The organism is Oscillatoria sp. FACHB-1406, assembly GCF_014698145.1.
Classification (GTDB): domain Bacteria; phylum Cyanobacteriota; class Cyanobacteriia; order Cyanobacteriales; family Spirulinaceae; genus FACHB-1406.
The window spans coordinates 71,256-86,033 of the sequence record NZ_JACJSM010000006.1 but is presented as its reverse complement, the minus strand read 5'-3'; the positions used below and the strand labels follow the sequence as shown (position 1 = coordinate 86,033).

Sequence of the window (14,778 nt, the reverse complement as noted above, 5' to 3'; positions counted from 1 at the left end):
ACAGCAATCGGCTATTCTATTGAAGATCGGCTCAATCTAGTCGTCGAGGGGACGCGATCGCTTATGGTTATCAACGGCACGATGATGCAATACTTCCATTGGTACAGTCCTAGCGATGGCAGCTTGTGGTCGGAATTAGCCCAAAACGCGCAATATTTAGCTAAAAAGGGTATTACCGCCCTGTGGTTGCCGCCCGCCTATAAAGGCAGCAGCGGCGGTTACGATGTTGGTTATAGCAGCTACGATTTGTTCGATCTTGGCGAATTTAACCAAAAAGATTCGGTTCGCACCAAATACGGTACAAAAGAAGAATACTTGGCCGCGATCGCGGCAGCAAAGAACGCCGGTATTAATATCTACGCCGATATCGTTCTCAACCATAAAAACGGCGGCGACGCAACCGAAGACGTTGAAGCAACGCCCGTGGCGTGGGATAACCGCAACTACGAACTCGGTAACGCCAAGACCATTCGCATTTACAGCAACTATACCTTTCCCGGACGCGGCGATCGCTACTCTAGCTTTAAATGGCATTGGTATCACTTCGATTCCGTCAACCACAACGCCTACGACTGGAACGATAAAAATATCTATCGCCTAAAAGATAAACACTTTGAAAACGATGTCAATCCCGAACACGGAAATTATGACTTTCTCATGGCTTGCGACTTAGATATGAGCAACGCCGAAACGCGCCAAGAGGTCGCAGAATGGGGAAAATGGTATCTTGACACTACCCATATCGACGGTTTTCGCCTCGATGCCGTCAAACATATTAGTTCCCTATTCTACTGCGGTTGGCTTGATGCTATGCGCCAGCACGCCCAGCGCGAGCTTTTTGCAGTGGGCGAATATTGGGAAGACGATATCGAAACACTGCACCGTTACATCAGTGTCACGGGCGGGCGGATGTCCTTATTCGATGTTCCCCTGCACTACAACTTCCATCGTGCCAGTCGTATGGGGGGCTACTACGATCTGCGAACCATCCTCGACGGCACGCTCATGCAGCAGCAACCCGCCCTCGCCGTCACTTTTGTCGAAAATCACGATACGCAGCCCTTGCAGGCGCTAGAATCGGTCGTAGAATCGTGGTTTAAACCCTTAGCTTATGCCTTAATTTTGCTGCGACGAGAGGGTTATCCTTGCGTATTCTACCCGGATTACTACGGGGCGCGCTACAGCGATCGCGGCTACGAAATTCGGATGGATTCCCATCGTTCCTCGATCGATATCTTCTTGCACGCGCGCCAGCATTACGCCTACGGCGATCAAAATGACTATTTCGATAATAGAGATCTGATCGGCTGGACGCGACTCGGCGATCGCGAACATCCCCAAGGTTTAGCCGTACTTATGAGCGATAGTTCCGGTGGCAGGAAGTGGATGAAAACCGACAAACCCAATACCGTGTTTTACGATCTGACCGAGAACATCAAAGAACCCGTCATTACCAACGATGTCGGCTGGGGCGAGTTTCGCTGCGAAGGCGGTTCGGTTTCCATTTGGGTACAAGGTGAGAAATTTACCCCTTTTGTCGCCCTCTTAGGCGTGTAAATAATTGATAATGGACAATTGATAATTGATAATCGAGCGTGAAGAGAATTATATTAAAGTAGCGTAATAGATTTGGACAGGGCAGTAGGGTGCGGAGCGCGAAGCGTAACGCACCAATACTCTATTCACTACTGACGGTGAAACTCGATCGCGTTTTGTTTGATCGTAAAATCGTAGCCTTCAAAAAAGTCTTGACCCAACAAGCCGAACGGCATATTCGGCGCGACAGCCGCAGAAACTTTGTGCATAACTCGACCGTTAATTTCTACCGAATTGAGAACGACAATAGGGAGTTCGACGACCGAACCATCAGCAATACCCACCTGAGTCGAACTAACGGGCTTAAGATTGAGCGTCCCTGCAATCTCTCCACTCACTAAAGTTTTACTCGCTCCCGTATCGAAAAGCATATCAAACTCTCGACCGTTAAACTTCACCTTAATCAGGGGAATTCCAGCAATTCGCTCCTCAATCGGGACCAGGAAAAACTTAGGATTGATATCGCCCCCCGCATCCGCCTTTACTTGCTCGGACGGCTTGGCTTTCAATTGCGCTTCAGAAAGAAAACGTTGATATTGCGGCAACTTACTTTTCGCTTCTTTATACTTGCCGTGGGATTGCGGAACGGCTTGTAAATAGTTCACCGCTTGTTGCCAACGACTGGCAATCATCACCCAATCTTCCGTCACCATCGCCGTTTTGCTGAAGTTAATCGCGCTCGAGGCGAGTTCGACTGCCTCATTATAGGGATCGCGTCCTGAAAGCAACAAACTGCTGTCGGGCGTTGGCACGGGAGATGCTTTGATGGCTTTGGGGGCAGTTGGAGACGCTGTTACGGCTTTGGAGGCAGCCGGAGACGCTTTTACGGTTTGGGGCGCGGGAGTGGGGGAAGGTGGGGCGCTGCTTTCCGCATCGCCTTGCTGACAGGCAAGATTACTCGTAACTAAAGCAGTCGAAAAAAGGACGAGAGTAGAGCGACGCAAGAATTGTGAGAGCATTAGCTTGTTATAGGGAGCAGAGTCGATCGCACGCGAGCTTAAAATCTGTCAAGCTCGATTTTATCCGTTCTGGAGAGGGAAGTGAGGGAGTAAGATTAATAGTCCGCACATCCAACTGCTTCAATTTTGGCAGACCCCTAGCAAGAGTGGAAATAGATGCTATTACTTTGTAATAAAACAATTACACGGTCGTCCCGCTGGGGGAAATTCGCGTTCTAAAAATGCGATCGCAAGATTGGTACTCAGGGAAGGCTGGACTGGAGGCGTGCGGGATTTCTATTCGCATCTGCTAGGATGGCGATCGCAAGATTTGTCAACATTTGTAGAAAATGCTCGATTTTCGTCGGAAAATTCGCAACATAGAAACAGACAAAACCGATCGAGATTGAAGCGAAGCTCGGGCGCAACAAAATCTCAAAACCCAGTTTCTTTTGTTGCAGCGCCCTCTCACTTCAATTTTGAATTTGAAATCTTAAATTTTGAATTCCCTGCACCATTATGGGGGCTACATCAGCCATTGCTACCGATACGTTAATCGATCGCCGTTACTGCGTCCAGCGTCTTTTAGGCGAAGGGGGAATGGGACGCACCTATCTCGTCGCCGACGAACGCTGTTTTAACGATCTTTGCGTCGTTAAGGAGTTTTTGCCGCCCGCAGGAGATACAGCAGTATTGGCAAAATCGCGCGAATTGTTTCTACGCGAGGCGCGAGTGCTACACCGGCTCTCTCACCCCCAAATTCCCCGCTTTCTGGCTTGTTTTGAAGCAGAGGAGCGATTGTTTCTTGTCGAAGAATATATCGACGGCAAAAATTATCACGTTTTGCTCGAAGAACGTCTCGCCCGCCAACAACAAGGATTTTCCGAGGCAGAAATTCTGCAATGGTTAGCAGATATCTTGCCCGTGCTGGACTATATCCATCGCGCAGGAGTCATTCATCGCGATCTTTCGCCGGATAATATCATGCTGCCGCGATCGGAGGCAGAAACGCCCGAAACCGCCCACCCAAAACCGATGCTCATTGATTTTGGAGCCGTCAAACAGGCAATGACGGAGGTTGCTGTTGGGGTAAAATCCCCGAAAACAGAAACTCGCACCGCATTTGTGGGGAAAGTCGGGTACGCGCCGCCAGAACAGGTACGGATGGGACAATGCTACCCGAATAGCGATCTCTACGCGATCGCGGTGACGGCGTTGGTGTTGCTGACGGGGAAACCGCCGAGCGAGTTGTACGATAGTTACGGAATGGAGTGGCAATGGCGAGATAGCGCGCGCGTTAGCGATGCTTTAGCGGGAATCTTCGCTAAAATGCTCGCAGAACGCCCCCAAGAACGCTATGCTTCGGCAGCGGAAGTGTTAGCAGCGCTTGCTTCGGTGCGACAGATGCACCAATCCCTCGCCGTTGTACCTCGCTCGAAAACTCCCGCCCTCGCCAAAATAACGACGGTGCAGAACGCAGAAACCGCGCCGATGAGATGGACGGCGATTTCGAGTTTATTTGCCCTCAGTCGCGAGCCAAATCCCAGCAAAATGAGTACCTATAGCGGTTTGGCGCTTTCCTTGACGGGGTTGGTGGCGATTGTGGCGACGAGTATTGTGATTGGGATGCGATCGCCTTATATTCCCTTTTTATGCAAACCTCTCAAGTCTTGCGCCCGCGAGAATGAATTCCAGCAACTTTACGCTCGCATCCTCCAACAAGATACCACCGCTCGTTTGTTGAGCAGTCCGCCGCAAAACCTGGATGATTTACAAAAACAGCGCGCTCGTATTGCTGAAACCCTCGCCCAATTGCGCGGCATTCCCGAAGATGTCAGCGCGTACACCGAGGCACAACCGCTACTGGCGTATTATCGCAACGAACTGCGCCAAATCGACGCGCGCCTTGCCAGCGAAACGGCTGTTGCAGACCGGTTAGCGGCGGCAGAAAAGCAGGCACAAAAAGCAGAACGGGCGGCGAACTTAGCCACAACCCCAGATGGTGTAGCGGAAGCGCGAGGGGAGTGGGAAAAAGCGATCGCGCAATTGGATGATATCGCGAACGAGAGCTTATTGAGCGATCGCGTCAAAACGCTTCGCAGCGAGTACCGCGCGAAATTAAGCCGCCTAGAGGAACAGAATCGTTCCGCCGTTCGCCAACCTTAACGCCAGCTTTTGTTTTCTAAATCTCGGATCTGTCTTTCCAAGCGATCGATGCGTCCGCGCAACTCATCGACTTCCGACTGGCGCGGCACGCCCAAATCCTGAAGCATATTGCGCAACTGGCGCTGCATTCCTTCTTCAATGTTACCGCGATCGCTATCCAGCTTCGACATCACATCGTCAACCATTACCTTAGCTTGATCCGGGTTCATCTTACCTTCTCGAACCCATTGATCTCCCGCCTCGCGCAACTTCTCAGCGACGAGGGAAGTCGTTCCCACGCCTAATACTAAAAGCTGTTGAATCCAATTATTGTTGTCCATAACCCGATTATCTGCCTTTCGTCGTGCGTCAGTCCTGTGTCAGTTTCAATGCTAAGCCAACTTCTTCAATCATGGCACAATTAGAGAAGTCCCCCACGTAGGGAAAACCGCCCTTCTGGGGGATGGGGGGACGGGGAGAGGGGGTGATGGGGTAAGCGAGAATACTCAATTTTTCAGATCGGTCTTTGTATTGCACTTACAATCCTATTGATGCACCGTTGAAGGAGATGCCAGAGCGTTACATTTTCGTTGCTTCTTGCGGATTTCGAGGTTTTAGGGGCGCGGATTTCGAGGTCTCCTCGAAATTAAACGCCGCCCCGTAGGGGCGAATGGTATTCGCCCGCTAGGTGTACCTCATCCATGTGAAAACTGCTATACCTCTTCTAACAAGAGTTTTTGAAAAGATTTTATCCAATTCAATTTATCAACTAATAATAAATTAAAGTTTTCATGGTTGTATCGTTTTTCGAGCAACCGGAAAAACCTTATTTGTAGATTTACCAGGATTTTCTTCAATATAGCTGTTGGGCGATTGGTTGCTTGCAGTCATTACTTCTGTCCCAAAAAAAATCGAACTATTGAACTCGCTAGCCGAACATCGCTACCGCTTCATCGACAGCGCGAGATCGCTCCGAGCATTGGATTAGTATACTTTCACTCAAATCCCTATAATTTTGGAAAGTCCTACTCAAGACCAATCTTCTAAAGGATCGCTTTCCTCAAGATAATCATTACGCTCTCTGCCTCGCATCGATCGCGCGGATCTTCTCGGTTTCCCCAACAATAACGGAAACAGCGCGCCCAAAATCAACCCGCCCCCAAAACAGAAAGTTAACAGAACGCCGAAGGGGAACGGAATTGAGGTAAAAGTGAGGAATTTAAGGGAAATAAATGAGTAGTTTTGTACCGAAAGAACCGCGATCGCGACGGCCCACGCTGCGATAATCAAAGACGAAAGTAAATTAGTCAGCTTGCTCATCTCTTCCTAATGCGCTTCCATCCAAGTAATACATTGCGCGAGTTCCTGTTGCATCGTCGCGCGATCGCTATGATAGCGCCGTCCGTGACCGGGAAGAATCCACTCAAACGTATAATTTTGGAGCTTGCGCATCGATTCGATTTGTTGCGGCCAAGAATACCAGCAATAAGCGCGGAATGCCGTTAAATGCTGCCCAGAACTCCCTCGCGCTAAATGATCGCCGGTAAACAAAAATTTATCGCGATACAAAAGCACAGTATGCCCTTTCGTATGTCCGGGAACCGGAATAATCGTGATATCCGCCGCTAAAGTCACGGGTTCTTCTCCCGTTAACTGCATCTCCACGTCTCGCGTCTTCTCGGAAACATCATCAGCGTGCAAAATCGCCGTACAGCCGAAATGCTCGCGAAACTTGCGCCAATCCGCTACATCGTCCCGATGCGTCAAATACAGCCAGCGCACGCCGCCCAGCGCTTCCAACCGTTTGACCAAAGGCGAAGCAAACCGGGGCGAATCGACTAAAATATTACCGTCGGGATGTTGAATAAAATAACTCGCCGCCGCGTAAGAAAGTTCCGAATGATAGCCGCAATGGTAAACATTGTCTTCAATGGGAATCGGAAACGTTTCTTGAACGGCTTTAATATCTTTGGCTTTTTCTGTCGTCCCAATAGAAGCGGTAGGACAAGAAAGTAAAGCTTGCAGTGCTGTTAAACGTTCCTCGGGCGTGGTGGGTTGATGGTAAACCGCCGACTGTTCCTCGGTTCGATGAAAGGTTTCCGGCGACATCCAACGACAAGTATCGCAGTCGATGCAGGTAGAATCGACATAGAAATCACCTTCGCTATTTTGCGATCGCCGTTTTGCTACAGTTGCCATTGTTCTTACCCCCTTTCCTCTATAATGCCAGCTTTTTAAAATCTTCGGGCGATCGCTTTGCTGCCCGTTAACGCTAAAATCCTATATCGCATTTATTTAAACCGATCGACCGAGCGCCTGCCCGCTCAATCAATCATAACGATACGATTCACTAATAACCGATTAACTCTTCCCCGATGACTGACTCTGCCGAACCCGCTTCCTTACCCGATATTCCAATCGCGCTATTAACCGATGCAGACGCGCAAGTGCGCTTAACTGCGAACAACGAGCAGTTACAATTGCTCTTGCCGAATTCTGAGAGCAAAGCAGTAGGGGATTGGTTAGAAATATTGGATCGACTCAAACAGCGATTGAATTCTGGAGAACGATTTTGGCAGCCCGGAGCGAGTGTAACCTTAATAGCACGCGATCGCCTTCTGGATGCTCGCCAACTGCAATCCCTCGCCCAAGCCCTCACCGAAGTCGAACTGAAAATCGATTGCGTCCAAACCAATCGCCGACAAACCGCTGTCGCCGCCGCCACCGCCGGTTATTCCGTCGAACAGCAGCCCCCCGATACACCGCTGCTAACCCCCGGAACATCCTCCAACAAGGATTTATCCGAACCGCCGCTCTACCTTCAATCTACCCTACGTTCCGGCGTTGAAATTCGCCACCCCGGCACAGTCGTTATTTTTGGCGATGTCAATCCGGGTTGCATCATCATCGCTTCGGGCGATATCTTTGTTTGGGGGCGGTTGCTGGGGATTGCCCATGCCGGAGCCGAAGGACAACGCGATCGCCGCATTATCGCCCTGCAAATGGAAGCCACCCAACTTCGGATTGCCGATATCCTCGCCCGCGTTCCCGAACAATCGCCAGAACATTTTTATCCCGAAGTTGCCTATATCACCGCCGACGGGATTCGCCTCACTAAAGCCGTGAACTTCGCCAAGTCCTATATCTTTGATTCGGTAGCAGGCGTTTGGATTGACGCGATCGCCAACTCCCGATAAAGTTCAAATCGTTATCCACTTCCCTACAACGAGGGAATCTCATTTTTTAATTTCCTCCCTAAAAAAATTAAAGACCGGGGTCTCGAACCGTTACTCCTACAGTCCTTTAACTCATCCAGACATTTTATAAATTATGAGTCGCATTATTGTTATCACCTCCGGTAAAGGTGGAGTCGGCAAAAGCACCGTCACGGCAAACCTCGGAACTGTCCTCGCCCAGCGCGGGCATAAAGTCGCCGTCGTTGATGCCGATTTTGGATTGAGAAACCTCGACTTACTCCTCGGACTCGAAAATCGCGTCGTTTACACCGCCATTGAAGTCATCGCCGGAGACTGCCGTCTCGAACAAGCCCTCGTCAAAGACAAACGCCAACCCGGATTAGTCCTGCTTCCCGCCGCCCAAACCCGCAACAAAGAAGCGATCGCTCCCGAACAAATGAAGCAGCTAATCGACCAGTTGAGCAAAACCCAAGACTACATCCTCATCGACTGTCCGGCGGGGATAGAACTCGGATTTCGTAATGCGATCGTCGCCGCCACCGAAGCCATCATCGTCACTACCCCAGAAGTCACCGCCGTGCGCGATGCCGATCGCGTCATCGGACTGCTCGAAGCCAACGGTGTAAAAACCATTCGCCTCCTCATCAACCGCCTCAAACCGCAAATGGTAAAAGCCAACGACATGATGAGTGTCGAAGATGTCCTCGAAATCCTCGCCATTCCCCCCATTGGCATCATGCCCGACGACGAACGCATCATCGTCGCCAGCAACCGAGGCGAACCCCTCGTCCTCGATGATAAAGCCTCCCTTCCCGGACTCGCCTTTAACAACATCGCCCGACGCTTAGAAGGAGAAAGCGTCCCCTTCCTCGATTTCATGTCCGCCAATGAAGGATTCTTCTCCCGCCTCCTGCGTCTCTTCCGCAGCTAATCCCCCTCCCCCCTTCATCATTCACCCCTTATCATTTATCACTCATAATTCATAATTCATAATTCATAATTCCTCCCCATATGCTCAGCGAACTCCTCGAACAACTCTTCCGTTGGAATCGCGCCGCCAACAGCCGTACCGATGCGAAACAGCGCTTAAAACTGGTGATTGCCCAAGATCGAACCGGCATCGATCCTGACGATTTAGAAGCGATGCGCCAAGAAATTTTAGATGTTGTCGCGCGTTATGTAGAAATCGATCCCCAAGAATCAGAAGTTAGCCTCGAAAGCGATAATCGCGTTACTGCTTTAATTGCGAATTTACCCATCAAGCGCGTTAAAGTTGAAAAAGGTTTAAAACCTGCCGAACTGGCTAAACCGGAAGAACCGATAGAATCTGGGGAATCTGTCAACTCTGCCGAAACGAGCGAACCTGCTGAAGAAGCCTAAGCCGCGATGCTGGCAGCAGCTTACAGGATCGGGCGATCGAGCCTCAAAGCATTTCAGTTCGGTCAGCCTTCTTAACTTGGGTCGAAGCAATCTCGTAGGGATTCGTAGAGTGGCACGATAGAAATCGAGGTTGAGGATGTTATTTAACGCAACAGAAATCCTGATAGATGAATTTGTTCGACGACTGCGAGACAGTTATCGTCGAACCTATGGCGGACTCAAGCAAGACTACGCCGAAATTATCACTTGGGCCGGAAGCATGGCAATGGAAAATATTGCCAACAGCGATGCACTCTACCACAATGTCGAACACTCTATTTTAGTAACCCTAGTCGGGCAAGAAGTTCTGCGCGGCAAACATATTCGCGATGGCGGCGTTTCCTGCGAAGATTGGTTGCACTTCACCATTTCGCTACTCTGTCACGATATCGGTTACGTTAAAAGCGTGTGCCGTCAAGATCGAGAACAAGAGAGGCTCTATGCGACGGGCAAAGGCGAGACGATGGTTCACCTTCCTCCCGGCTGTTCCGATGCCTCCCTCACGCCTTATCATGTAGACCGAGGGAAACTCTTTATTGACGAACGCTTCGGCAACCACAAACTTATCGATGCGGGATGGATTAAGCAAAGCATCGAATTGACTCGTTTTCCGGTTCCCAATTCTAGCGACCATCAAAATACCTCCGGTTATGCGGGTTTAGTCCGCGCTTCAGATTTAATCGGGCAATTGAGCGATCCGCGTTATTTGAAAAAAATTAGCGCTCTGTTTTATGAGTTTGAAGAAACAGGCGCAAATAAGGTTATGGGTTTTAGCAATCCGGGCGATTTGCGGCGCAATTACGCGAAGTTTTATTGGAAGGCGGTTTATCCTTATGTGAAAGATGCTCTAGAGTATCTGTCTTTGACCCAGGAAGGTCAGCAAATTATGGCGAACCTCTACGCGAATGTTTTTGCGATCGAACACGCTCGGGAGATTCAAAAAGTAGTGGGAGTTTAAATCAGCGATCGCTAAGGACGTTTTATGAAAGTTCCGTATATCAGTTATCAGTAACACCGAACTATGAAATTTAACTTTTCTTTTGCCGCGATTGTTTTTGCCGTATCGAGCGTTGCGCTTCCCGTTCGTGCGGATAATATCCAGCACACAAGCCAACTACTCGCGACGAAACAATGTCCGAGTTGCGATTTACGGAATGCTGGTTTTGTGCTGAGCGATTTAAAGGGCGCAGATTTGCAGGGCGCGGATCTGAGTTATGCCAATCTCAGTCGGGCGGATTTGACGGGAGCGAATTTGATGGGGGCTAATCTTACGGGAACATCGCTGAATGGGGCGAACTTAATGGGAGCAATTTTGGTGGGCGCGAATTTAACGGGAACGGATTTGCGCGGGGCGTATTTGGTGAATGCAAATTTGGCGGGAACGGATTTGCGCATGGCTTATGTTGAGGGAACTTACGGGATTCCGGATTATGCCGGAACGCCGGAGAATTTCCATGCTTGGGGGGCGATTGAGGCGCAGAATGGTAATTATCGAGCCGCGATCGATCGCTATAATACGGCGATTACTCTCAATCCTCAGTTCGCTCCAGCTTATTTGGGGCGAGGATTGGCACTATTCCGATTGGGGAATTATGGGGCGGCGGAACGGGATGCAAAAGTAGCATCGGCCTTGTTTGAGGTTCAAAAGAATCCGTCGGGCGTGGAAGCCGCGAAAAATTTCGCCGAAGTGATTGAGGTGGCTCGCCAACCGATGAATCAAGGGGGAGGTAGCAATATTGGGAACGTCATTACGGGCATCGGTTCCCTACTGTTACGTTTTCTATTTTAAAGGAACGTTGTCGGTTGTGACCGCGATCGCTGTCTACCATGACCAATATTAGCGTCTCGCGCGGTATGGGGTCATGCCTCTTTCTACCTTTAGACTGACACAATAGAGATACAAGCGTTCGAGGGTTAATTATGGAGCGGCCCTAGGACAGAGAAAGGGAGGTAGGCTGTTATGTTAGAACGATTTTTATTAGCCGGCGCGATCGCAGTCTCGCTCTCTTGGTTTGCTCAACTCAACCCTCAGTCCAACGTTCTGCCCGTTGGGGAAGCGCCCACTCCGCAATCTTCCTTCAATATGGCAGCTAACTATAGCAATCCGATGTAATCGCGATAAAGTTATAAATCGTCGGGATTAATACCCTGTTGGCGCAGATAGGCAGCAAGTTTTTCTGCACGCTGGCGTTCTTCTTCAGCACGCAAACTTTCCGCATCCGCACGCTGGCGTTCTTCTTCGGCGCGCAAACTTTCGGCATCCGCGCGCTGGCGTTCTTGTTGCAGCAATTCCACTCCCCACAACAACAGATTCCCCGCTTCATCCCACCAGCGCAACCAATATACCGTTCGCCCTTCCTTTTCCCCCCGCCACGTTCCCAAAAACAACCCCATTTCCGCTATCCAATGTTTTCCTTCCTCATTAGGTTGTTCGAGTTCGTAACGTCCGTTTTCTGGCAATCGATACACTTCCAACAATCCCCCATCCGGTTCAAAGATGGCATAGGTGGGGATTTTCAAGATTTGTTCGTAGTAATACCATTTCCCCGGAGGGTAGCTGCGTTTGACAGAATATTCACTTCCATCCTTGTCGGAGAGGAATTCGATGACGATGCTGGGAACTGCGCCTTCTAAGTGGGGCGTATAGCTTTTGCGGCAAGCTGTTGCCGTCCATTCTTGCACTGGGCTGGCATAAAACCAATCGGGTGCTTTAATGTTTAATTGTTCGTCTATGGTGGCGCAAATTCCTAAGTCCGCTCCCACTAGCATGGTGGGTTTGAGATAGCCCGCGAGTTCTAAGCTTTCGCTTAATGCGCCCGCAAGCAAAGTTTGGTCGATGTTATCCACAGGTTCTTCGTCAAGCTGAAAGCCGGGTGGGAGGGGTTCCCAAGTGATTTTGGGGGAGACTACGAGTTTGTGGGGGGTTTCTCGAGCTAAAGTCATGGCTGTTAGATAAGAACAGTTGTTCTGAATTATAGGCGATCGCTCGAATCCAGAGCGAGTTTGGCAGCAACTTCTTGCAATTTTAAACCCGGTTTCTGCGGGGAGAAACCGGGTTTAGTTGTTTAATTAAGGATTCATTAATGGCGGGAAATCGAGGTTCTGCAATTGCTCCATTTCCCATCCATTGTTACTTAGCGGCTTGGCGGCGGCGAGAAGCAATGTAGCCACCTGCGATACCCACAAGGGCGAGGGTAACACCCGGTTCGGGAACGGTTGCGGGCGGGGGAGTTGTGCCGCGAGTTACGCCGCGAATGGCGAAGAATGCGTCGTTGAAGTCGCGATCGGAGGTTCCCCAAGGGTTATTCGGATCTTTAGCGCCAGCAATATCTTCAAACCCGAGCAGCGTCCAGCTATCTTTTCCGTCGAAGTAGTCGTAGGCAACGAGATGTTGCAAGCCATCGGTATTAGCCCCGGCTGCACCTTCAGCACCGAACAGATTTTTGAGATTGTAGTCGCTGCCGTCGCCTTTCCACCACTGGAAGGATTTGAGGAAGAAGTCGAGGACGTTACCTTTTTGAGTTTGGTAGGTGAGTCCTTCGCCGAGTTCGCGATGGCCGTTGTAGCTATTGTAGCTGCTGTTAAAACTTGCCAGGGCGGTGTCGTTGGAAGCGATATTATCCATTCCGAGTTTGAGCGCGCCGCCATTTTCCGAATAGAACAAGTCGTTAATGTAGGTTGCACCTTCAGTCATGAAGACGATATCAAAGCTGTCACCCGTTGCAACTAAGCTGCCAGCATCTAACTTATGTTGAGCGGCATCTGTTAACTCATTGCGCTCGCCATTGACATAGCTGTAAAAGGTATTGTAAAGATTGGGGTTGCTTTGCTTGAGGTTGAACGCATAGGAAGCGTTTGCCGTAAATACGCTAGCGACGGTAGCGGTGGCAGCAAGCAGACCAGTCAACACTTGAGATTTCATGCTCTTTGGCTCCTAATAAAATTTGCACGTTTTGGTTTCCAGGTTGAATAGTTGCGTTCGGACTTACTTTTGCTTGCTACACGAGTTTTTGTCCGAACTGTTCGTTAATCGAACCTGACAAAGTTTTTCTTTCCACAATCCCTTTATAAGAAACTGTGCTTTGAGTTGTCTACAGTTTTTCTACGGGTTCATCAAATCTTCAATAGGATTGGAGCGTGCATCGGTGCATTAAAACCGGACACCGAGGTAGCAGTTACGCTTAACTTGGGTCTAAGTTGATTCAGCAGACATCCGTATATTTTTGCGATCGCGATCGCACCCCAAAGCGATCGCTGTCCGTCAACAACCTTTATTACATCGGTTTTACGATATCCTAGGCTCTTTCCAACAAAGTTAGGCGGCTCAATCTTGAGAGGTAAAGGTTTCCATGAATTTACAGAAGCCTGCTTTCAATCCCCCGTATTTGCACAATATGAGTATAAAAAAAATCTTTTAATACTGAATTTCTTCCGGCGCTCCCAGTTTATATAACCTTTACAAACTGCGGAATACGGAGCGCGATCGGACTATCCTAAACTAGAATTTACACTGAATTCGCATCCCCATGACAATTTCTTCCCCATCGCGCGCCGAGCCATGCAATTCTTATCGCTGGAACTGGCAAGGACAAGAGTTTTCCATCGTTTACCAAACCCTCGGACAGGGCAACCCAATACTATTGCTTCCCGCCTTCAGTACCGTATCGAGTCGGACGGAGATGCTGAAAATTGCTGAGATTTTAGCGCCTCAGTATCGCGTTACCGTTCTCGACTGGCTCGGTTTCGGGCAATCCGCTCGCCCGCCCTTACCCTACAATCCGGAACTCTATCGCCAAATGCTGCGAGATTTCGTCGCTGCTTCCTTTGACAGTCCGGTTATCATTGCAGCGGCGGGACACGCGGCGGGATACGCCCTAGACGTTGCCGCAGAACTACCGCAGCACGTCTCTAAGCTGGTGCTAGTCGCCCCGACGTGGCAGGGACCGTTGAGGGTGATGGGCGCGCCTGCGGGGATGAGAAAGGCGGTAGAGGGAATGGTGCGATCGCCCCTTCTGGGACAGTTTTTGTATTATCTCAATACGCGACCCGGTTTTTTACGCTGGATGTACGGGCGGCACGTTTTTTGCGATCGCGATCGCTTAACGCCAGAATTTATGAATACCAAATATCAAAGCACTCAACAACCGGGTGCGCGTTTTGCCCCCGCTGCCTTTGTCACCGGCGGGTTAGATCCCGTCCAAAGTCGCGCTGAATTTCTCGCCTTAATTCAACGAGTTTCGCTGCCCATTCTCGCCATTATTGCCGAACAAGCACCACCCACTTCCAAGGCAGGAATGGAAGCAATAGCTGAAGCTTCGGGAGTGCAAATCGCGCGCTTGCCCGGAACTTTAGGAATGCACGAAGAATATCCCTCCGAAGTTGCTGCCGCAATTTTAAACTTTGCTCATCGGGACATTCTCTAAAATAGTAGGGTGCGTTAGCGCAGCGTAACGCACCAATCTAAGACTGCATTAACAGTAATA

At 49.9% G+C, this 14,778-nt stretch carries 16 protein-coding genes; 9 read left to right on the top strand and 7 right to left on the bottom strand.

What is annotated here, in order from left to right:
- Positions 1 to 63 precede the first annotated feature (63 nt).
- A complete protein-coding gene (locus tag H6G50_RS08570) occupies positions 64 to 1,557 on the top strand; it encodes an alpha-amylase (protein WP_190715208.1) in 1,494 nt (497 codons plus the stop codon).
- Between the two features lie 128 nt (positions 1,558 to 1,685).
- Here H6G50_RS08570 and H6G50_RS08565 read toward each other — a convergent pair whose 3' ends face one another.
- Positions 1,686 to 2,555, bottom strand: a complete 870-nt coding sequence (locus H6G50_RS08565; RefSeq protein WP_190715206.1) for a retropepsin-like aspartic protease — start codon at positions 2,553 to 2,555, stop codon at positions 1,686 to 1,688.
- Positions 2,556 to 3,053: 498 nt separating this feature from the next.
- Here H6G50_RS08565 and H6G50_RS08560 point away from each other — a divergent pair, with 498 nt between their 5' ends.
- On the top strand, positions 3,054 to 4,700 hold the full coding sequence (locus tag H6G50_RS08560) for a serine/threonine-protein kinase (RefSeq protein ID WP_190715204.1): 1,647 nt from the start codon (positions 3,054 to 3,056) through the stop codon (positions 4,698 to 4,700).
- Here H6G50_RS08560 and H6G50_RS08555 read toward each other — a convergent pair.
- From H6G50_RS08555 to H6G50_RS08540, 4 genes are all read right to left on the bottom strand, one after another.
- Positions 4,697 to 5,020: a phasin family protein gene (locus H6G50_RS08555; protein ID WP_190715202.1), complete on the bottom strand. Its 324-nt coding sequence runs from the start codon at positions 5,018 to 5,020 to the stop codon at positions 4,697 to 4,699. The genes H6G50_RS08560 and H6G50_RS08555 overlap by 4 nt on opposite strands.
- Positions 5,021 to 5,048: 28 nt before the next feature.
- Positions 5,049 to 5,216: a hypothetical protein gene (locus tag H6G50_RS08550; RefSeq protein WP_190715200.1), complete on the bottom strand. Its 168-nt coding sequence runs from the start codon at positions 5,214 to 5,216 to the stop codon at positions 5,049 to 5,051.
- Between the two features lie 492 nt (positions 5,217 to 5,708).
- Positions 5,709 to 5,999 (bottom strand): lipopolysaccharide assembly protein LapA domain-containing protein, encoded by a 291-nt coding sequence (locus H6G50_RS08545; protein WP_190715198.1) that lies wholly within the window; start codon positions 5,997 to 5,999, stop codon positions 5,709 to 5,711.
- 6 nt (positions 6,000 to 6,005) lie between these two features.
- Positions 6,006 to 6,878 (bottom strand): MBL fold metallo-hydrolase, encoded by an 873-nt coding sequence (locus H6G50_RS08540; protein WP_190715196.1) that lies wholly within the window; start codon positions 6,876 to 6,878, stop codon positions 6,006 to 6,008.
- A 176-nt stretch (positions 6,879 to 7,054) separates the two neighbouring features.
- Between H6G50_RS08540 and minC the strand changes: the two genes are divergently transcribed.
- From minC to H6G50_RS08510, 6 genes are all read left to right on the top strand, one after another.
- On the top strand, positions 7,055 to 7,876 hold the full coding sequence (minC, locus tag H6G50_RS08535) for a septum site-determining protein MinC (RefSeq protein WP_190715194.1): 822 nt from the start codon (positions 7,055 to 7,057) through the stop codon (positions 7,874 to 7,876).
- 133 nt (positions 7,877 to 8,009) lie between these two features.
- A complete protein-coding gene (gene minD / locus H6G50_RS08530; RefSeq protein ID WP_190715192.1) occupies positions 8,010 to 8,807 on the top strand; it encodes a septum site-determining protein MinD in 798 nt (265 codons plus the stop codon).
- Positions 8,808 to 8,887: 80 nt separating this feature from the next.
- Positions 8,888 to 9,256, top strand: coding sequence for a cell division topological specificity factor MinE (minE, locus tag H6G50_RS08525; RefSeq protein ID WP_190715190.1), 369 nt, complete (start codon positions 8,888 to 8,890; stop codon positions 9,254 to 9,256).
- Positions 9,257 to 9,392: 136 nt separating this feature from the next.
- The gene (locus H6G50_RS08520; protein ID WP_190715188.1) at positions 9,393 to 10,253 is read left to right on the top strand and encodes an Npun_R2479 family HD domain-containing metalloprotein; all 861 of its coding nucleotides are present in this window, start codon (positions 9,393 to 9,395) and stop codon (positions 10,251 to 10,253) included.
- A gap of 63 nt (positions 10,254 to 10,316) precedes the next feature.
- The gene (locus H6G50_RS08515) at positions 10,317 to 11,084 is read left to right on the top strand and encodes a pentapeptide repeat-containing protein (protein ID WP_190715186.1); all 768 of its coding nucleotides are present in this window, start codon (positions 10,317 to 10,319) and stop codon (positions 11,082 to 11,084) included.
- A gap of 171 nt (positions 11,085 to 11,255) precedes the next feature.
- Positions 11,256 to 11,408, top strand: a complete 153-nt coding sequence (locus tag H6G50_RS08510) for a hypothetical protein (RefSeq protein ID WP_190715185.1) — start codon at positions 11,256 to 11,258, stop codon at positions 11,406 to 11,408.
- A gap of 11 nt (positions 11,409 to 11,419) precedes the next feature.
- On the opposite strand, the gene H6G50_RS08505 is transcribed toward H6G50_RS08510, so the two are convergent.
- A complete protein-coding gene (locus tag H6G50_RS08505; RefSeq protein ID WP_190715183.1) occupies positions 11,420 to 12,238 on the bottom strand; it encodes a Uma2 family endonuclease in 819 nt (272 codons plus the stop codon).
- A 187-nt stretch (positions 12,239 to 12,425) separates the two neighbouring features.
- Entirely contained in the window at positions 12,426 to 13,217 is a 792-nt protein-coding gene (locus H6G50_RS08500; protein WP_190715181.1) for a PEP-CTERM sorting domain-containing protein, read from the bottom strand.
- Positions 13,218 to 13,821: 604 nt separating this feature from the next.
- Between H6G50_RS08500 and H6G50_RS08495 the strand changes: the two genes are divergently transcribed.
- Complete coding sequence (locus tag H6G50_RS08495; protein ID WP_190715179.1) at positions 13,822 to 14,718, top strand: alpha/beta fold hydrolase; 897 nt, start codon at positions 13,822 to 13,824, stop codon at positions 14,716 to 14,718.
- Positions 14,719 to 14,778 lie beyond the last annotated feature (60 nt).